Source organism: Streptomyces sp. NPDC015346, assembly GCF_043078785.1.
Classification (GTDB): Bacteria; Actinomycetota; Actinomycetes; order Streptomycetales; family Streptomycetaceae; genus Streptomyces.
In genome coordinates this window covers 481765-500017 of record NZ_JBIBTW010000004.1, presented here as the reverse complement: position 1 = coordinate 500017, position 18253 = coordinate 481765, and the positions used below count along the sequence as shown (strand labels likewise).

Here is an 18253-nt window from a genome sequence, read left to right as displayed (position 1 = left end):
CAGTGCAGCACCCTCCGAAAGGGACCACCCGGTGACCGAGAAGGCCGACCTTCAGTCCGTCCTCGACCGCGCCGCAGAGGGTGGCCGGATCACCCCCGAGGAGGCGCTCGACCTCTACCGCTCGGCGCCGCTGCACGCGCTGGGCGCCGCCGCCGACGCCGTGCGCCGCCGTCGCTACGCGGGTACGGAGCACATCGCGACGTACATCATCGAGCGGAACATCAACTACACGAACGTCTGCGTCACGGCCTGCAAGTTCTGCGCCTTCTACGCACCGCCGAAGGACACCGCCAAGGGCTGGACCCGCGACCTCGACGACATCCTGCGCCGCTGCGCGGAGACCGTGGAGCTCGGCGGCACCCAGATCATGTTCCAGGGCGGCCACCACCCGGACTACGGCGTCGAGTACTACGAGAAGCACTTCTCCGCCATCAAGCAGGCCTTCCCGCAGCTGGTCATCCACTCCCTCGGCGCGTCCGAGGTCGAGCACATGGCCCGGATCTCCAAGGTCTCGGTGGAGGAGGCTATCCAGCGCATCCACGCGGCCGGTCTCGACTCCTTCGCGGGCGCCGGCGCCGAGCTGCTCCCGGCCCGCCCGCGCAAGGCGATCGCGCCGCTCAAGGAGAGCGGCGAGCGGTGGCTGGAGATCATGGAGATCGCGCACGGCCTGGGCGTGGAGTCCACCTCCACGATGCTCATGGGAACCGGCGAGACGAACGCCGAGCGCATCGAGCACCTGCGGATGATCCGCGACGTGCAGGACCGGACGGGCGGCTTCCGGGCCTTCATCCCGTACACGTACCAGCCTGAGAACAACCACCTCAAGGGCCGCACGCAGGCCACCCTCTTCGAGTACCTGCGGATGATCGCGATCGCGCGGCTCTTCATGGACAACATCGCCCACATCCAGGGCTCCTGGCTGACCACGGGCAAGGAGGTCGGCCAGCTGTCGCTGCACTACGGCGCGGACGACCTGGGTTCGATCATGCTGGAGGAGAACGTGGTCTCCTCGGCGGGCGCGAAGCACCGTTCGAACCGCATGGAGATCATCGACCTGATCCGCAAGGCGGGCCGGGTGCCGGCGCAGCGCGCCACGACGTACGAGCACCTCGTCGTCCACGACGACCCGGCGAACGACCCGGTCGACGAGCGCGTCGTCTCGCACATCTCCTCCACGGCGATCGAGGGCGGCACGGCGCACCCCGAGCTGAAGCTCCTGAACGCCAACTGACCCGATCGTGCTCACCGTTCACGCCGCGGATCTGCTGCTGCCCGGCGGCGGCCGGGCGCCCGTGCCGGGCGGCGCCGTCCTCGTCCGGGGCGGCGAGATCGGCGCGGTCGGTCCGTACGAAGAGGTGGCCGCCGCCCACCCCGGCGCGCGGCTCCGCCGCTGGCCCGGCGTCCTGACGCCGGGCCTGGTCAATCCGTACGGTCCGGAGCTCCTGGAGCGGGCCTACCACCCGGACCCCCGGGAGGCCGCGGAGCTCGGCACGGAGCCGCTGACGGGCGAGGCCCTGGCGGCCTTGGAGCTGACCGACTCCCGCTGGGGCGCGAGCGCCCGGCGCGGCGTACAGCGGCTGCTCGCGCACGGAGTGGTGGCCGTGGCCGGAGAGCTGCGGCGGCGCGCCGTCGTGGACGCGGTGACCCGCGTCGGCCTGAGCCTGGAGCAACGGTCCGACGACCCGCCGGGTCCGCCGTCGCTGGACCCCCTCGCCGACGGCCGCCCGCTGGCCGAGGCGCTCGTGAGGCCGCTCGGGCCGGTCGGCGCGGCCGCCACGTTCGCGGTCTTCGACGCGCCGGACGAGGCCGCCCTCCTGACCCGCGGCGCGGGCAGCTGCGTCGCCACCGTCATCGCCGGCCGCCTCCTCCACCGGACCCGCTGACCGCGCACCGCTCCGCCTCGGCACGCCCCGGCGGGTGCGGACCCCCGCGGGCCCCCGCGGGCCAGCGCGAGAGGGGCCGGGGCGGGCTGCTTGAATGGGAGCGTGACCCGAGCCTCCCTGGACAAGCAGCCGCACGAAGTCGCCTCGATGTTCGACGACGTGGCGGCGAACTACGACCTGACCAACGACGTGCTCTCGCTCGGCCAGGACCGGCGCTGGCGCAAGGAGGTCGCCAAGGCCGTCGACGCGCGCCCGGCGCAGAAGATCCTGGACCTCGCCGCCGGGACCGGCACGTCGTCGCTGCCCTTCGCGGCCACCGGCGCGTACGTCGTCCCGTGCGACTTCTCCCTCGGGATGCTGCGCGAGGGCAAGAAGCGGCACGGCTGGCTGCCGCTCACGGCCGGCGACGGGACGAAGCTCCCCTTCCGCGACGGCGTCTTCGACGCGGTGACGATCTCCTTCGGCCTGCGCAACATCCAGGACACCGAGGCGGCGCTGCGCGAGCTCCACCGGGTGACGAAGCCTGGCGGCCGGGTCGTCATCTGCGAGTTCTCCCACCCCACCTGGAAGCCGTTCCGCACGGTGTACGAGGAGTACCTGATGCGGGCGTTGCCGCCGGTGGCCCGCGCGGTCTCCTCCAACCCGGACGCGTACGTCTACCTCGCCGAGTCCATCCAGTCCTGGCCGGACCAGCCGACCCTCGCCGGGCTCCTGCAGAAGTCCGGCTGGACGAAGGTGGCCTGGCGGAACCTGTCGGGCGGCATCGTGGCCATGCACCGGGGCTTCAAGCCGTAGGCCCCACCCCGCCAGACCCCCGATCCCCCCGCAATAGACTGCACTCGACCTGCCCTCGACCCTCCGGGAGACCCCGCCGTGACCGAGCCCCTCTCCGAGCACAGCGCAGATGTGATCGTCGTCGGGGCAGGCCCGGCCGGTTCCACGACCGCGTACTACCTCGCCAAGGCGGGACTCGACGTCCTGCTCCTGGAGAAGACCGCGTTCCCCCGCGAGAAGGTCTGCGGCGACGGCCTCACCCCCCGCGCCACCAAGCAGCTCGTCTCCATGGGGATCGACATCTCCGAGGAGGCGGGCTGGCTGCGCAACAAGGGCCTGCGGATCATCGGCGGCGGCGTCCGGCTCCAGCTCGACTGGCCGGATCTCGCCTCGTACCCGGACTACGGACTCGTCCGCAAGCGTGACGACTTCGACGAGCAGCTCGCGCGCCAGGCGCAGAAGGCCGGCGCGCGGCTCCACGAGCGGTGCAACGTCGGCGCCCCGATCATCGACGACCGCACCGGCCGGATCACGGGTGTCCACGCCAAGCTCGGCGACGAGAAGCGCGAGGTCACCTTCCACGCCCCGCTGGTCGTCGCCGCCGACGGCAACTCGACCCGGCTCTCCCTCGCCATGGGTCTGCACCGGCGCGAGGACCGGCCGATGGGCGTGGCGGTACGGACGTACTTCACCAGCCCCCGCCACGACGACGACTACCTGGAGTCCTGGCTGGAGCTGTGGGACCGGCGTGGTCCGCAGGACCGGCTGCTGCCCGGCTACGGCTGGATCTTCGGCATGGGCGACGGCACGTCCAACGTCGGACTCGGCATCCTCAACTCCTCCGCCGCCTTCAAGGAGCTGGACTGGCGCGAGGTCCTCAAGGCCTGGTGCGCCTCCATGCCGGAGGACTGGGGCTTCACCCCGCACAACATGACGATGCCGATCCGCGGCGCCGCGCTTCCGATGGCCTTCAACCGCCAGCCGCACTACACCAAGGGCCTGTTGCTCGTCGGCGACGCCGGTGGCCTGGTCAACCCGTTCAACGGCGAGGGCATCGCGTACGCGATGGAATCCGGCCAGATCGCGGCCGACGTCATCGTCCAGGCGCACGCCCGGGCGACCCCGGCCCAGCGCGAACTGGCGCTGCACCACTACCCGAAGATCCTCAAGGACACCTACGGCGGGTACTACACGCTCGGCCGCGCCTTCGTGAAGATCATCGGAAACCCGAAGATCATGAAGATCGCGACACAGCGGGGCCTGACCCACCCGGTCCTGATGAAGTTCACGCTGAAGATGCTGGCGAACCTGACCGACCCGACGGGCGGCGACGCGATGGACCGGATCATCAACGGCCTGTCGAAGGTGGCTCCGAAGGCCTGAACGATCGCCGGTAGTCGGTCGGGGAGACCCCGACCGACCGGATGAAGTGGCGGCGCAGGTTCGCCGCCGTCCCGAGCCCGCTGTGGTCGCCGATCCGCTCCACGGGCAGGTCACTGGATTCCAGCAGGCTCTGAGCGCGGGCCACCCGCTGCTGGAGCAGCCACCGCAGCGGCGTGGTCCCGTACGTCTCCCGCACCCGCCGGTGGAAGGTGCGCGGGCTCATCCGGGCCCGCCGCGCCAGCTCCTCGACGGTCAGCGGCCGGTCGAGGTTCCGCGTGGCCCACTGGAGTACGGGACCGAGGCTGTCCTGCTCGCCCGGGGGCAGCGGCGCCTCGATGAACTGGGCCTGGCCCCCGGCGCGGTGCGCGGGCACGACCATGCGCCGGGCGAGCTGCCCGGCGACCGTGGCGCCGAGGTCCTTCCGTACGAGATGCAGACAGAGGTCGAGCGCGGCGGTGGCCCCGGCGCTCGTCAGCACGGCCCCCTCGTCGGTGTAGAGCACGGAGTCGTCGACCAGGACCTCCGGGTGGCGGGCGGCGAGCTGCGCGGTGTGCTGCCAGTGGGCGGTGGCCCGACGCCCGTCGAGGAGACCGGCCGCGGCGAGCGCGAAGGCCCCCGTGCAGAGCGACACCATCCGCGCCCCGGACGCGGCGGCCGCCCGCAGGGCGTCCACCAGCTCGGGCGGCACCTCCTCGCCGTCCTCGACGACCGCGTCGGGGACGGACGGCACGATGACCGTGTCCGCGCCGGCGAGCCCGTCGAGGCCGTACTCCGTCCGCAGCGCGAACACCCCGGGGCCGGCCTCCCCGCACAGCCGCAGCTCGTACCAGGGATCGGCGAGGTCCGGCTGCGGGTTCCCGAACACGGCGCACGCGATGGCGATTTCGTACAGCTCCCACATCGACGTCCCGACCCGCCGGTCCGGTACGACGGCAAGGGCGACCACTCCCGGACCCGCTCCCGCACTCATGCGGTCGACCCTATGGCAGGAACCGTGCGGACAGAGTCAGTCCTGCCACTGTCGGCCGGATTCCGCCGCTGCGAGCGTGGAGGGCATGAGCGAAGAGAACGTCCGCGGAGAGAACCTCCGCGGAGAGAACGTCACCGTCATCGGGCTCGGGCAGATGGGTGCGGCGCTCGCCGCCGCCTTCCTCGACGCCGGCCACCCCACCACCGTCTGGAACCGCACCCCCGCCAAGGCCGACCCCCTCGTCGCCCGCGGCGCCGCCCGCGCGGCCGGCGTCGCCGAGGCCGTCGCCGCGAGCGAACTGGTCGTCGTCTGCGTCCTCGACCACGCGGCCGTCCACGAACTCCTCGCCCCGCACGCGGAGGCGCTGCGCGGCCGGGCCCTCGTCAACCTCACCACCGGCTCACCCGAGCAGGCGCGGGAGAGCGCCCGCTGGGCGGAGGCCCACGGCATCGGCTATCTCGACGGCGGCGTCATGACGACCCCGCCGGGGATCGGCGACAGCGCCCACATGATCCTGTACGCGGGCGGGTCGGAGCTGCTCGCCCGGCACCGCGCGACCCTGGCCGTGCTGGGCGACCCGGTGGACCTCGGCGCGGACGCCGGGCTCGCCTCCCTCTACGACGCCGGACTGCTCGGGCTCATGTGGTCCGTCTTCGGCGGCTGGCTGCACGCCACGGCGCTCACGGGCGCCGACGGGGTGGCGGCCCGTGACTTCACGGCGGTCGCCACCCGCTGGCTGAAGACGGTCTCCTGGTTCATGACCGGGTACGCCGAGCAGATCGACGCGGGCGAGTACCCGGGCGCGGACGCCACCATCGACGTCCAGGTGGCGGCCATCGGGCACCTGCTGCACGCGGGGGAGGAGCGCGGCGTCGACGGGCGGCTGCCGCGGCTGCACCTGGAGCTGATGCGGAGCGCGGTGGAGGCGGGCCACGGCGGCGACAGCTACGCCCGGATCATCGAGGCGTTCCGGAAGTAGCCGACGATCACCGGAAAAGATCACCGGAAAAAGGATGAAGGGCCGTCGCTCCCCCGAGGAGTGGCGGCCCTTCGTCGTACGGAAGGGGAGCGGGTCCGGTCAGAGGATCCGCACGGCGCCGGACGGGGTGTCCCAGTCCAGGGAGCGCTCGACGACACCGGTCGACGGGTTCTGCGCGCCGACGTACATGCCGCCGCCGACGTAGATCGCCACGTGGTACGAGCCGCTGCGGCTGCCCCAGTAGAGGATGTCGCCCGGCTGGAGGTTGCTCAGCGAGACGGACGTGCCCATGCTCGACTGCGAGCTGGAGACGCGGGGCAGGTCGATTCCGGCCTGACGGTACGCGGCCTGGACGAGGCCGGAGCAGTCCCAGGAGTTGGGGCCGGTGCCGCCGGAGACGTAGGCGTCGCCGACCTGGGCGCGGGCGAAGGCCACGATCGCCGCGGCGGAGCCGGTGGGAGCCTGCGTGCTGCTGTACGAGGAGCCGCTGTCGGAGGAGCTGGAGGAGCCGGAGTCCGAGGAGGAGGCGGGGGCGAGCTGCGTGCGGGCCTGGGTGCGGGAGGCGCGCTCGCGGGCCTCCTCGCGGGCCTTCTCGGCGCGCTCGGCCTCGGCCTTGCGGTCCGCCTCGGCCTTGGCCTTCTTGGCCTCCTGGGCGGCCTTGGCGATGGCGGCGTCCTCCTGGGCCCGCAGGCTCAGGTCGAGGGCCTCCTGGTGGGACGCCTCCGCCGAGGCGGAGACGGCGCTCGCCAGGTCGGTGTCGAGCGAGCCGATGGTGGGCATCTCGATGGTCTCGGTCACCGGCTCGGCATTCGCCGGCCCGGCAGCACCGGCCACCGCGATGGTGCTGAGGACGCCACCGGCAACTCCGGCACGGAGCGCGAGCTTCGAAGCGCTGCGGCGGGGCTTCCGGTGGCTGGGTATGTGAGCGGTGTGGGACATGAGTACAACCGCTATCAGGGGTTCACGGTTCCCTTCAAGAAACGTGGGTTGCGCCACAGTTACGACCGGAACCACTCAATCCGCTTCCCTGACGCCTTTATTGACGCCGTAACGGGCAATTCGGGCAGGGTCCATCAGGCCCTTGATCACGGGTTTTCCGCGAAAGGTCCGAATTGACCGTCGCTTACCACCTCTTCACACCGTTGGCCAAGCCCCGCTTTTGACGGGCCGTGAGGAACGTGGCGCAGGTCACACCGGACCAACTCGCGCCCCCGCCTCGCCGTTCGTGAACGCGTGCACACGTCCACTTCGCTCCCCCGAGCCCCCCGGCCGGGTGGGGTGACCCCTCTATCACCCGTGCGAGTCCAGAGCGAATTTGCCTGTAGTGACCATCTCTTGCTAGGGCGTAGCCCCTCCGACCAGGGGCGACACCCGCCGATGTCACGTCTCGTGCCCACTTGGCTACTTCCCGTATGAAGATCACCGTTCATCCGAATTCATGATCGTTCGCCTCGTGGTGGAGATCACAAACTCGGTGTCGTACCCCGTGTCGCAGATCACAGATCGACGGGCATAGGATGCGAGGCAAACGGGCTTGTGAACTGCCTCACATGTACGCGATCTTCGAGGCGGCGAGACGGATGCCCGGTGCGGTCCAACGGTCAAGGACGACTGGAAGGAGCGAGGAGCGTGAATGCGTACGCGCCCATCCTCGTGCTCGGCGCCCTCGGGGCAGGGTTTGCGATCTTCTCCGTGGTCATGGCCACGCTAATCGGCCCAAAGCGGTACAACAGGGCGAAGCTTGAGGCGTACGAGTGCGGCATCGAGCCGACGCCCACTCCCGCCGGAGGCGGCCGCTTCCCGATCAAGTACTACCTGACGGCGATGCTCTTCATCATTTTCGACATCGAGATCGTCTTCCTCTATCCCTGGGCCGTCACCTTCGACGCCCTGGGGATCTTCGGGCTCGTGGAGATGTTGCTCTTCGTGCTCACCGTCTTCGTCGCCTACGCCTATGTGTGGCGGCGCGGCGGCCTGGAATGGGACTGAGGGGCTGAGGGGCACCTATGGGACTCGAAGAGAAGCTGCCGAGCGGTTTTCTGCTGACGACGGTCGAGCAGGCCGCGGGCTGGGTGCGCAAGTCGTCGGTCTTCCCCGCGACCTTCGGCCTGGCCTGCTGCGCCATCGAGATGATGACGACCGGCGCGGGCCGCTACGACCTGGCGCGCTTCGGCATGGAGGTCTTCCGCGGCTCGCCGCGCCAGGCCGACCTGATGATCGTGGCCGGCCGGGTCAGCCAGAAGATGGCGCCCGTCCTGCGGCAGGTCTACGACCAGATGCCGAACCCCAAGTGGGTCATCTCCATGGGGGTTTGCGCGTCCTCGGGCGGAATGTTCAACAATTACGCGATTGTGCAGGGTGTTGATCACATTGTGCCGGTCGACATCTATCTGCCGGGCTGCCCGCCGCGCCCCGAGATGCTGATGGACGCGATTCTCAAGCTCCACCAGAAGATCCAGAGCTCCAAGCTCGGCGTGAACGCGGAGGAAGCGGCCCGCGAGGCGGAGGAGGCGGCGCTCAAGGCGCTGCCGACCATTGAGATGAAAGGTCTTCTCCGTTGAGTGACGAGACACCCAACCCCGACAAGGAGCTCAGCGCGCAGAACCTCCCCGGGCAGCGCGGCGACCAGGGCGAGGAGGTCCGCGTCCAGCGCGGGATGTTCGGCGCCCAGAGCGGCGGCGACACCTCCGGATACGGCGGCCTCGTCCGCTCCGTCCGGCTGCCCGGCCCGGCCACCCGCCCCTACGGCGGCTGGTTCGACGAGGTGGCCGACGAACTCGAGGGCGCCCTCGACGAGCAGGGACTCCTGCCCGAGAACGCCATCGAGAAGACGGTCGTCGACCGCGGCGAGCTGACCTTCCACATCGCGCGCGAGCACCTGCTGCGGGTCGCCCGCACCCTGCGCGACGACCCCGCCCTGCGCTTCGAGCTCTGTACGGGCGTCTCCGGTGTCCACTACCCCGGCGACAAGGGCCGCGAGCTGCACGCCGTCTACCACCTGCGCTCGCTCACCCACGGCCGGCTGGTCCGCCTGGAGGTGTCCGCCCCGGACGCCGACCCGCACATCCCGTCGCTCGTCACGGTCTACCCGACCAACGACTGGCACGAGCGCGAGACGTACGACTTCTTCGGCATCGTCTTCGACGGCCACCCCGCCCTCACCCGGATCATGATGCCGGACGACTGGCAGGGCCACCCGCAGCGCAAGGACTACCCCCTCGGCGGCATCCCCGTCGAGTACAAGGGCGCCCAGATCCCGGCTCCGGACCAGCGGAGGTCGTACTCGTGACAACCCCACCCGCATCCCCCGCGTCCCCGCGCGAGACCACCGAAGGCACCGTCTACACCGTCACCGGTGGTGACTGGGACGAGGTCGTCGAGTCCGCCGCCAAGGCCGACGACGAGCGGATCATCGTCAACATGGGCCCCCAGCACCCGTCCACCCACGGCGTGCTCCGGCTCATCCTGGAGATCGACGGCGAGACCGTCACCGAGGCCCGCTGCGGCATCGGCTACCTCCACACCGGCATCGAGAAGAACCTCGAGTACCGGACCTGGACGCAGGGCACCACCTTCGTCACGCGCATGGACTACCTCACCTCGTTCTACAACGAGACGGCGTACTGCCTGGGCGTCGAGAAGCTGCTCGGCATCACCGACCAGGTCCCCGACCGGGCCACCCTCGTCCGCGTCCTGCTGATGGAGCTGAACCGGCTCTCCTCCCACCTGGTGGCCATCGCCACCGGCGGCATGGAGCTCGGCGCGACCACGATCATGATCTACGGCTTCCGGGACCGCGAGATGATCCTGGACCTGTACGAGCTGATCACCGGCCTGCGCATGAACCACGCGTTCATCCGCCCCGGCGGCCTCGCCCAGGACCTCCCGCCCGGCGCGGTCGACGCCGTGCGCGAGTTCGTGAAGACCATGAAGAAGAACCTGCCGGAGTACGACAAGCTCGCCACCGGCAACCCCATCTTCAAGGCCCGCATGCAGGACGTCGGCTACCTCGACCTCGCCGGCTGCATGGCGCTCGGCGCCACCGGACCGATCCTGCGCTCGGCGGGCCTCCCGCACGACCTGCGCAAGACCGACCCGTACTGCGGCTACGAGACCTTCGAGTTCGACGTCCCGACCGCCGACAGCTGCGACTCCTACGGACGCTTCCTCATCCGCCTGGAGGAGATGCGCCAGTCCCTCAGGATCGTCGAGCAGTGCCTGGACCGGCTGGAGCCCGGCCCGGTCATGGTCGGCGACAAGAAGATCGCCTGGCCCGCGCAGCTCGCGCTCGGCCCGGACGGACTCGGCAACTCCCTCGACCACATCAAGAAGATCATGGGCACCTCCATGGAGGCCCTGATCCACCACTTCAAGCTGGTGACCGAAGGTTTCCGCGTACCGCCCGGCCAGGCCTACGCGGCCGTCGAGTCCCCCAAGGGCGAGCTCGGCGTGCACGTCGTCAGCGACGGCGGCACCCGCCCCTACCGGGTCCACTACCGCGACCCGTCCTTCACCAACCTGCAGGCCATGGCGGCGATGTGCGAGGGCGGCCAGGTGGCCGACGTCATCGTCGCCGTCGCGTCCATCGACCCCGTGATGGGAGGCGTCGACCGATGACGGACGGACACACCAGTCTCGGGATGCCCCAGCTCCCCGCCCCCGACTATCCGGCCGAGGTACGCGCCCGGCTGGAGGCGGACGCCAAGGACATCATCGCCCGCTACCCGGGGTCCCGCTCCGCGCTCCTGCCGATGCTCCACCTCGTGCAGGCGGAGGACGGATACGTCACCCGCACCGGCATGAAGTTCTGCGCGGATCTCCTCGGCCTCACCACCGCCGAGGTCACCGCGGTGGCCACCTTCTACACGATGTACCGGCGCAAGCCGTCCGGCGACTACCAGGTCGGGGTGTGCACCAACACGCTCTGCGCGGTGATGGGCGGCGACGCCATCTTCGAGGAGCTGAAGGCCCACCTCGGCGTCGGCAACGCCGAGACGACGGCCGACGGCAAGGTCACCCTCGAACACATCGAGTGCAACGCGGCCTGCGACTTCGCGCCCGTGGTGATGGTCAACTGGGAGTTCTTCGACAACCAGACCCCCGAGTCCGCCAAGAAGATCGTCGACGACCTGCGGGCCGGCCGCCCGGTCGAGCCGACCCGCGGCGCGCCCCTGTGCACGTACAAGGAGACGGCCCGGATCCTGGCCGGTTTCCCCGACGAGCGCGAGGGGGCCGTCGAGGCCACCGGAGGGGCCGGCCCGGCCTCCCTCGTCGGGCTGCGGCTTGCCAAGGGCGAGACCCCGCACCACAAGATCGGCCACCCGCGCGGCGAAGCAGCCGGTGGGGAGGGGGAGTGATGACCTTGGCACCCGAGCTCAGCAACAGCAGCCCCGAGAAGCTGCTCGCCCCGGTCCTGTCGGCGTTCTGGGACCAGCCGAACTCCTGGACGCTGGAGACCTACCGGCGGCACGAGGGGTACGAAGGGCTGCGCAAGGCCCTCGCGATGTCGCCCGACGACCTCATCGCGTACGTCAAGGACTCCGGGCTGCGGGGCCGTGGCGGCGCCGGCTTCCCCACCGGGATGAAGTGGCAGTTCATCCCGCAGGGCGACGGCAAGCCGCACTACCTCGTCGTCAACGCCGACGAGTCGGAGCCCGGCACCTGCAAGGACATCCCGCTCCTCTTCGCCAACCCGCACTCGCTCATCGAGGGCATCGTGATCGCCTGCTACGCGATCCGCTCGAACCACGCCTTCATCTATCTGCGCGGCGAGGTCGTCCCCGTCCTGCGCCGGCTGCACGAGGCCGTCCGCGAGGCCTACGAGGCCGGCTACCTCGGCAAGGACATCCTCGGAACCGGGCTCGACGTCGAACTCACCGTGCACGCGGGCGCCGGCGCGTACATCTGCGGCGAGGAGACCGCCCTGCTCGACTCGCTCGAAGGACGGCGCGGCCAGCCCCGGCTGCGTCCCCCCTTCCCCGCGGTCGCCGGTCTGTACGCCTGCCCCACCGTGGTGAACAACGTCGAGTCCATCGCCTCCGTTCCCGCGATCCTCAACCGGGGCAAGGACTGGTTCAAGTCCATGGGCAGCGAGAAGTCCCCTGGCTTCACGCTGTACTCGCTCAGCGGGCACGTCACCTCGCCCGGCCAGTACGAGGCCCCGCTCGGGATCACGCTGCGCCAGCTCCTCGACATGAGCGGCGGCATGCGCGCCGGCCACCGGCTGAAGTTCTGGACCCCGGGCGGCTCCTCCACCCCGATGTTCACCGACGAGCACCTCGACGTGCCCCTCGACTACGAGGGCGTGGGCGCCGCCGGCTCGATGCTCGGCACCAAGGCGCTCCAGTGCTTCGACGAGACCACCTGCGTGGTGCGGGCCGTCACCCGCTGGACCGAGTTCTACGCCCACGAGTCCTGCGGCAAGTGCACGCCGTGCCGCGAAGGGACCTACTGGCTGGTCCAGTTGCTCCGCGACATCGAGGCCGGCAAGGGCACCATGTCCGACCTCGACAAGCTGAACGACATCGCCGACAACATCAACGGCAAGTCCTTCTGCGCGCTCGGCGACGGCGCCGCCTCCCCGATCTTCTCCTCGCTGAAGTACTTCCGCGAGGAGTACGAGCAGCACATCACCGGCCGGGGCTGCCCCTTCGACCCGGCCAAGTCGACCGCCTGGGCGGACCACCACAAGGAGGTGACGGCATGACGGTGACCACGTCGAACCCGGCCGGCGGCGAAGCCGCCGTCCCGCCCGAGGAGCTCGTCACGCTGACCATCGACGGCGCCGAGATCTCCGTCCCCAAGGGGACCCTCGTCATCCGCGCCGCCGAACAGCTCGGCATCGAGATCCCGCGGTTCTGCGACCACCCGCTCCTCGACCCGGCCGGCGCCTGCCGCCAGTGCATCGTCGAGGTCGAGGGCCAGCGCAAGCCGATGGCCTCCTGCACCATCACCTGCACCGACGGCATGGTGGTGAAGTCGCAGCTGACCAGCCCGGTCGCCGAGAAGGCCCAGCACGGCGTGATGGAGCTGCTGCTCATCAACCACCCGCTGGACTGCCCGGTCTGCGACAAGGGCGGCGAGTGCCCGCTGCAGAACCAGGCGATGTCCCACGGGCAGGCCGACTCCCGCTTCGAGGGAGTCAAGCGGACCTACGAGAAGCCGGTGCCGATCTCCACCCAGGTGCTGCTCGACCGCGAGCGGTGCGTGCTCTGCGCCCGCTGCACCCGCTTCTCCAACCAGGTCGCCGGCGACCCGATGATCGAGCTGATCGAGCGCGGCGCGCTCCAGCAGGTCGGCACCGGCGAGGGTGACCCCTTCGAGTCGTACTTCTCCGGCAACACCATCCAGATCTGCCCGGTCGGCGCGCTGACCTCGGCGGCGTACCGCTTCCGAGCCCGCCCCTTCGACCTGGTCTCGTCGCCGAGCGTCTGCGAGCACTGTGCGGGCGGCTGCGCCACCCGCACCGACCACCGGCGCGGGAAGGTCATGCGGCGGCTGGCCGCCGAGGACCCGGAGGTCAACGAGGAGTGGCTGTGCGACAAGGGGCGGTTCGGCTTCCGGTACGCGCAGCAGCGCGACCGGCTGACCACCCCGCTCGTCCGGAACCCCGAGACCGGTGAGCTGGAGCACGCCTCCTGGCCCGAGGCGCTGGAGGCGGCGGCCCGCGGCCTCGTGCGCGGGCGCACCGGCGTCCTGGCCGGCGGCAGGCTGACCGTCGAGGACTCCTACGCGTACGCCAAGTTCGCCCGGGTCGCCCTCGACACCCATGACGTCGACTTCCGGGCCCGCGTCCACTCCGGCGAGGAGGCCGACTTCCTGGCCTCCTCCGTGGCGGGGCGCGGCCGGGACCTGGACGGCAGCGGCGTCACGTACACCTCGCTGGAGGCCGCCCCGGCGGTGCTGCTCGTCGGACTGGAGTCCGAGGAGGAGGCGCCCGGCGTCTTCCTGCGGCTGCGCAAGGCCTGGCGCAAGAACGGCCAGCGGACCTACGCGCTCGCCTCGCACGCCACCCGCGGCCTGGTGAAGGCGGGCGGCACGCTGCTGCCGGCCGCGCCGGGCACCGAGACCGAGTGGCTGGACGCGCTCACCTCCCGAGTCGGCCTCGACGAGACCGGCACGGCCGCGGCCGAGGCGCTGCGCCAGAGCGGCGCGGTCATCGCGGTCGGCGAGCGCCTGGCCGCCGTGCCCGGCGGACTCACCGCCGCCGTCCGGGCCGCGACGGCGACCGGCGCGACGCTGGTGTGGATCCCGCGCCGGGCGGGCGAGCGGGGCGCGCTGGAGGCCGGCGCCATCCCGACGCTGCTGCCCGGCGGACGCCCCGTGACCGATCCCCGCGCGCGTGAGGAGGTCGCGACCGCCTGGGGCGTACGCGAACTCCCGCACGGCTACGGCCGCGACACCGGCCAGATCGTCGAGGCCGCCGCCACCGGCGAACTGGGCGCGCTGCTCGTCGGCGGCGTGGAGGTCCGCGACCTGCCGGACCCGGCACGCGCGCGTGAAGCCCTCGACGCGGCCTTCGTGGTCTCCCTGGAGCTGCGGCCGAGCGAGGTGACCGAACGGGCCGACGTGGTCCTGCCGGTCGCCGCGGTCGCCGAGAAGGCCGGCACCTTCCTCAACTGGGAGGGCAGGGCCCGCTTCTTCGAGGCGGCGCTCAAGCCCGACCAGATGACCCGGCCGCTCGCGCCGACGGACGCGCGCGTGCTCCACATGCTCGCGGACGCCCTCGACGCCCACCTGGCGCTGCCGGATCTGAAGTCCGTACGACGGGAGATGGACCGGCTCGGCGGCTGGACCGGCGAGCGGGCCTCCGAGCCCGTCGAGCCCGCCCAGGCCGCGCCGCGCCCCGTCGAGGGCGAGGCCGTCCTCGCCGGCCACCGGCTCCTGCTGGACCTCGGCAGGCTCCAGGAGGGCGACCCCGCCCTGGCCGGCACCCGCCACGCGGCCCTCGCGCACCTGTCGGCCGCCACCGCCGCCGAGACCGGGGTGAAGGACGGCGACGTCCTCGCCGTCACCGGCCCGGCGGGCTCGGTCCACTTCCCGCTCCGGGTCACCGAGATGCCCGACCGTGTGGTCTGGCTCCCGCTGAACTCGGCGGGCGGCGGCGTCCTCTCCGACACCGGCGCCCACCCGGGCGACCTGGTCCGCATCGGCCCCGCGGCTTCGACGGAGGTGGAGGCATGACCACGCTGCTCGCCGCTGAAGACCTGTCCATGTTCGGCACGGACCCCTGGTGGCTCGTCGCGATCAAGGCCGTCTTCTGCTTCGCCTTCCTGATGATCACCGTGCTCTTCTCCATCGTGTGGGAGCGCAAGGTCGTCGCCTGGATGCAGCTGCGCATCGGCCCCAACCGGCACGGCCCCTGGGGTCTCCTCCAGTCCCTCGCGGACGGCATCAAGCTGATGCTGAAGGAGGACATCGTCGTCAAGCGCGCCGACAAGGTCGTCTACATCCTCGCGCCGGTCATCGCCGCGGCCCCGGCGTTCATGGCCATCGCCGTGATCCCCTTCGGCCCGGCCGGCAACGAGGTGTCGATCTTCGGACAGCGCACCACGATGCAGCTGACCGACCTGCCGATCGCCATGCTGTACGTGCTGGCCATCGCGTCCGTCGGGATCTACGGCATCGTGCTCGCCGGCTGGTCCTCCGGCTCCACCTACCCGCTCCTCGGCGGGCTGCGCTCCTGCGCGCAGATGATCTCCTACGAGATCGCGATGGGCGCCGCCTTCGCCTCCGTCTTCCTCTACTCCGGGTCGATGTCGACCTCGGCGATCGTCGAGGCGCAGGCGGACCGCTGGTTCATCGTCCTGCTGCCGGTCTCCTTCATCATCTACGTGGTCACGATGGTCGGCGAGACCAACCGCGCCCCGTTCGACATGCCGGAGTCCGAGGGCGACCTCGTCGGCGGCTTCAACACGGAGTACTCCTCCATCAAGTTCGCGATGTTCATGCTCGCCGAGTACGTGAACATGGTGACGGTCTCGGCCGTGTCGGTGACGCTCTTCCTCGGCGGCTGGCGGGCCCCGTACCCGGTCTCCACCTTCTGGGAGGGCGCGAACCACGGCTGGTGGCCGATGCTCTGGTTCGTCCTCAAGGTGCAGCTGCTGCTGTTCTTCTTCATCTGGCTGCGCGGCACGCTGCCCCGCGTCCGCTACGACCAGCTGATGAAGCTCGGCTGGAAGGTCCTCATCCCGGTCTCGGTGGTCTGGCTGATGCTGGTCGCCACCGTCCGCGCGCTGCGGAACGCGAACTACGACTTCCAGACGATCGTGCTCTACGTCGCCGGGGCGGTCCTCGCCGTGCTGCTGCTCTCCTTCATCGCGGACATGTTCCGCGACAAGAGGGCGAAGGGCGAGGCCGAGGCCGAGAAGGCCGGCCCCGAGGCCCCGTTCGACCCGATGGCCGGCGGGTTCCCCGTACCGCCGCTGCCCGGACAGTCCCTGCCGCCGGTGCCACGGCGACGGCCCCGGCACGACCGGGACCTCGTTGTCAGTGGCGCCGCCGATACTGCTACTGAGAGTGATGGAAAGGAGACGGACGGTGTCTGATTTCCAGAATCCGGTGGCCGGCTTCGGCGTGACCTTCAAGGCCATGTTCAAGAAGCGGCTGACCGAGCAGTACCCGGAGCAGCGGAAGACGACGGCGCCGCGCTTCCACGGCCGGCACCAGCTCAACCGTCACCCCGACGGTCTCGAGAAGTGCGTGGGCTGCGAGCTGTGCGCCTGGGCCTGCCCCGCGGACGCCATCTACGTGGAGGGCGCGGACAACACCGACGAGGAGCGCTACTCCCCGGGTGAGCGGTACGGCGCGGTCTATCAGATCAACTACGCCCGCTGCATCCTGTGCGGCCTGTGCATCGAGGCCTGCCCGACGCGGGCGCTGACGATGACCAACGAGTTCGAACTGGCCGACTCCTCCCGCGAGAACCTGATCTACACCAAGGAGCAGCTCCTCGTCGGCCTGGACGAGAACATGGTCGACACACCGCACGCCATCTACCCGGGCATGGACGAGCAGGACTACTACCGGGGTCTCGTCACCGAGGCCGCACCCGGCACGGTCCGGCAGGTCGCCACGTCCAAGGGGGAGAAGGGCGAGCCGGAAGAGGTGGACGCATGAGCGCCGACCTCGCGACCGCGACCCTCGCGGCGTACGCCACCTCGACCGGTGAGGCCGTGCAGTTCTGGGTCCTCGGCACCGTCGCGGTGATCGGCGCCCTGTGCACGGTCCTGATGAAGAAGGCGGTCCACAGCGCGCTCTGTCTCGCCGCCACCATGATCGTCCTGGCGGTCTTCTACCTCGCCAACGGCGCGTACTTCCTCGGCGTCGTCCAGATCGTCGTCTACACCGGCGCGATCATGATGCTCTTCCTCTTCGTCGTCATGCTGGTCGGTGTCACGGCCGCCGACTCGCTGAAGGAGACCATCAAGGGGCAGCGCTGGTGGGCCGCGGCCTGCGGCCTCGGCTTCGGCGTCCTGCTCGTCGCCGGGATCGGCCAGGCGGCCTTGACCGAGTTCAACGGACTGGGCGCGGCCAACGCCGCCCACGGCGGGAACGTGGAGGGCCTCGCCGCCCTCATCTTCACCAAGTACGTCTTCGCCTTCGAGATCACCGGCGCGCTGCTCATCACCGCGGCCGTCGGCGCGATGGTGCTCACCCACCGCGAGCGCACCGAGAAGGCCCGCACCCAGCGCGAACTCGCCGAGCGGCGGGTGCGCGAGGGCACGCAGGTGCCGCCGCTGCCGGCGCCCGGGGTCTACGCCCGGCACAACGCGGTGGACATCGCCGGTCTGCTGCCGGACGGCACCCCCGCCGAGCTGACCGTGATGCAGACCCTCCGCAAGCGCGGCCAGATCCGCGATGTGTCCACCGAGGCGCTGGCCGACCTCAAGGCTCTCGAGCAGAGCTCCGAGGAACGGCTCGGCCGGGACCGGGACGATGAGGAGGCCACCCGGTGAACCCCGTCAACTATCTCTATCTAGCCGCCCTGTTGTTCACCATCGGCGCGGCCGGGGTGCTGATCCGGCGCAACGCGATCGTGGTCTTCATGTGCGTCGAACTGATGCTCAACGCCTGCAACCTCGCGTTCGTCGCCTTCTCCCGGATGCACGGCAATCTCGACGGCCAGATCATCGCCTTCTTCACGATGGTCGTCGCCGCCGCGGAGGTCGTGGTCGGGCTCGCGATCATCGTGTCGCTGTTCCGTTCCCGCCACTCGGCCTCGGTCGACGACGCCAGCCTGATGAAGCTGTGAGGGGCTGACCC

General features: G+C 70.6%; 18 protein-coding genes. 16 read left to right on the top strand and 2 right to left on the bottom strand.

The features are described 5' to 3' along the window. The first annotated feature begins 31 nt into the window (after nucleotides 1-31). From mqnC to ACF06X_RS17415, 4 genes are all read left to right on the top strand, one after another. On the top strand, nucleotides 32-1231 hold the full coding sequence (gene mqnC, locus ACF06X_RS17430; protein ID WP_158989188.1) for a cyclic dehypoxanthinyl futalosine synthase: 1200 nt from the start codon (nucleotides 32-34) through the stop codon (nucleotides 1229-1231). Between the two features lie 7 nt (nucleotides 1232-1238). Continuing rightward, nucleotides 1239-1883, top strand: coding sequence for a hypothetical protein (locus ACF06X_RS17425; protein WP_392288119.1), 645 nt, complete (start codon nucleotides 1239-1241; stop codon nucleotides 1881-1883). 102 nt (nucleotides 1884-1985) lie between these two features. Then, entirely contained in the window at nucleotides 1986-2678 is a 693-nt protein-coding gene (locus ACF06X_RS17420; RefSeq protein ID WP_392288118.1) for a demethylmenaquinone methyltransferase, read from the top strand. 78 nt (nucleotides 2679-2756) lie between these two features. Then, nucleotides 2757-4040, top strand: a complete 1284-nt coding sequence (locus tag ACF06X_RS17415; RefSeq protein WP_392288117.1) for a geranylgeranyl reductase family protein — start codon at nucleotides 2757-2759, stop codon at nucleotides 4038-4040. Here the strand turns inward: ACF06X_RS17415 and ACF06X_RS17410 are convergent. After that, nucleotides 4006-5010, bottom strand: coding sequence for a helix-turn-helix domain-containing protein (locus ACF06X_RS17410; RefSeq protein ID WP_392288116.1), 1005 nt, complete (start codon nucleotides 5008-5010; stop codon nucleotides 4006-4008). The genes ACF06X_RS17415 and ACF06X_RS17410 overlap by 35 nt on opposite strands. An 85-nt stretch (nucleotides 5011-5095) precedes the next feature. Here ACF06X_RS17410 and ACF06X_RS17405 point away from each other — a divergent pair, with 85 nt between their 5' ends. Further along, nucleotides 5096-5989: an NAD(P)-dependent oxidoreductase gene (locus ACF06X_RS17405; protein WP_392288115.1), complete on the top strand. Its 894-nt coding sequence runs from the start codon at nucleotides 5096-5098 to the stop codon at nucleotides 5987-5989. Nucleotides 5990-6088: 99 nt separating this feature from the next. On the opposite strand, the gene ACF06X_RS17400 is transcribed toward ACF06X_RS17405, so the two are convergent. Continuing rightward, a complete protein-coding gene (locus ACF06X_RS17400) occupies nucleotides 6089-6928 on the bottom strand; it encodes a C40 family peptidase (protein WP_392288114.1) in 840 nt (279 codons plus the stop codon). Nucleotides 6929-7618: 690 nt separating this feature from the next. Here ACF06X_RS17400 and ACF06X_RS17395 point away from each other — a divergent pair. The 11 genes from ACF06X_RS17395 to nuoK are packed head-to-tail and all read left to right on the top strand — an operon-like array spanning nucleotide 7619 to nucleotide 18242. Next, nucleotides 7619-7978: an NADH-quinone oxidoreductase subunit A gene (locus ACF06X_RS17395; RefSeq protein WP_003974383.1), complete on the top strand. Its 360-nt coding sequence runs from the start codon at nucleotides 7619-7621 to the stop codon at nucleotides 7976-7978. A 17-nt stretch (nucleotides 7979-7995) separates the two neighbouring features. Continuing rightward, on the top strand, nucleotides 7996-8550 hold the full coding sequence (locus ACF06X_RS17390) for an NADH-quinone oxidoreductase subunit B family protein (protein ID WP_018528252.1): 555 nt from the start codon (nucleotides 7996-7998) through the stop codon (nucleotides 8548-8550). Then, entirely contained in the window at nucleotides 8547-9278 is a 732-nt protein-coding gene (locus ACF06X_RS17385) for an NADH-quinone oxidoreductase subunit C (RefSeq protein WP_392288113.1), read from the top strand. The genes ACF06X_RS17390 and ACF06X_RS17385 overlap by 4 nt, the downstream gene beginning before the upstream one ends. After that, nucleotides 9275-10606, top strand: a complete 1332-nt coding sequence (locus tag ACF06X_RS17380) for an NADH-quinone oxidoreductase subunit D (RefSeq protein WP_392288112.1) — start codon at nucleotides 9275-9277, stop codon at nucleotides 10604-10606. Before ACF06X_RS17385 ends, ACF06X_RS17380 begins: the two co-directional genes overlap by 4 nt. Next, entirely contained in the window at nucleotides 10603-11346 is a 744-nt protein-coding gene (nuoE, locus tag ACF06X_RS17375; RefSeq protein ID WP_392288111.1) for an NADH-quinone oxidoreductase subunit NuoE, read from the top strand. Before ACF06X_RS17380 ends, nuoE begins: the two co-directional genes overlap by 4 nt. Continuing rightward, the gene (nuoF, locus tag ACF06X_RS17370; RefSeq protein ID WP_392288110.1) at nucleotides 11346-12695 is read left to right on the top strand and encodes an NADH-quinone oxidoreductase subunit NuoF; all 1350 of its coding nucleotides are present in this window, start codon (nucleotides 11346-11348) and stop codon (nucleotides 12693-12695) included. Before nuoE ends, nuoF begins: the two co-directional genes overlap by 1 nt. Further along, the gene (locus tag ACF06X_RS17365) at nucleotides 12692-15172 is read left to right on the top strand and encodes an NADH-quinone oxidoreductase subunit G (RefSeq protein ID WP_392288109.1); all 2481 of its coding nucleotides are present in this window, start codon (nucleotides 12692-12694) and stop codon (nucleotides 15170-15172) included. Before nuoF ends, ACF06X_RS17365 begins: the two co-directional genes overlap by 4 nt. Continuing rightward, nucleotides 15169-16536 carry an NADH-quinone oxidoreductase subunit NuoH gene (nuoH, locus tag ACF06X_RS17360; RefSeq protein ID WP_392288108.1) on the top strand — a complete coding sequence of 456 codons (1368 nt, stop codon included), beginning with the start codon at nucleotides 15169-15171 and terminating at the stop codon, nucleotides 16534-16536. The genes ACF06X_RS17365 and nuoH overlap by 4 nt, the downstream gene beginning before the upstream one ends. Continuing rightward, complete coding sequence (gene nuoI, locus ACF06X_RS17355; RefSeq protein WP_392288107.1) at nucleotides 16511-17107, top strand: NADH-quinone oxidoreductase subunit NuoI; 597 nt, start codon at nucleotides 16511-16513, stop codon at nucleotides 17105-17107. Before nuoH ends, nuoI begins: the two co-directional genes overlap by 26 nt. Beyond that, entirely contained in the window at nucleotides 17104-17946 is an 843-nt protein-coding gene (locus ACF06X_RS17350; RefSeq protein ID WP_392288106.1) for an NADH-quinone oxidoreductase subunit J, read from the top strand. The genes nuoI and ACF06X_RS17350 overlap by 4 nt, the downstream gene beginning before the upstream one ends. Continuing rightward, nucleotides 17943-18242, top strand: coding sequence for an NADH-quinone oxidoreductase subunit NuoK (gene nuoK, locus ACF06X_RS17345; RefSeq protein ID WP_069927518.1), 300 nt, complete (start codon nucleotides 17943-17945; stop codon nucleotides 18240-18242). The genes ACF06X_RS17350 and nuoK overlap by 4 nt, the downstream gene beginning before the upstream one ends. The last annotated feature ends 11 nt before the right edge of the window (nucleotides 18243-18253 follow it).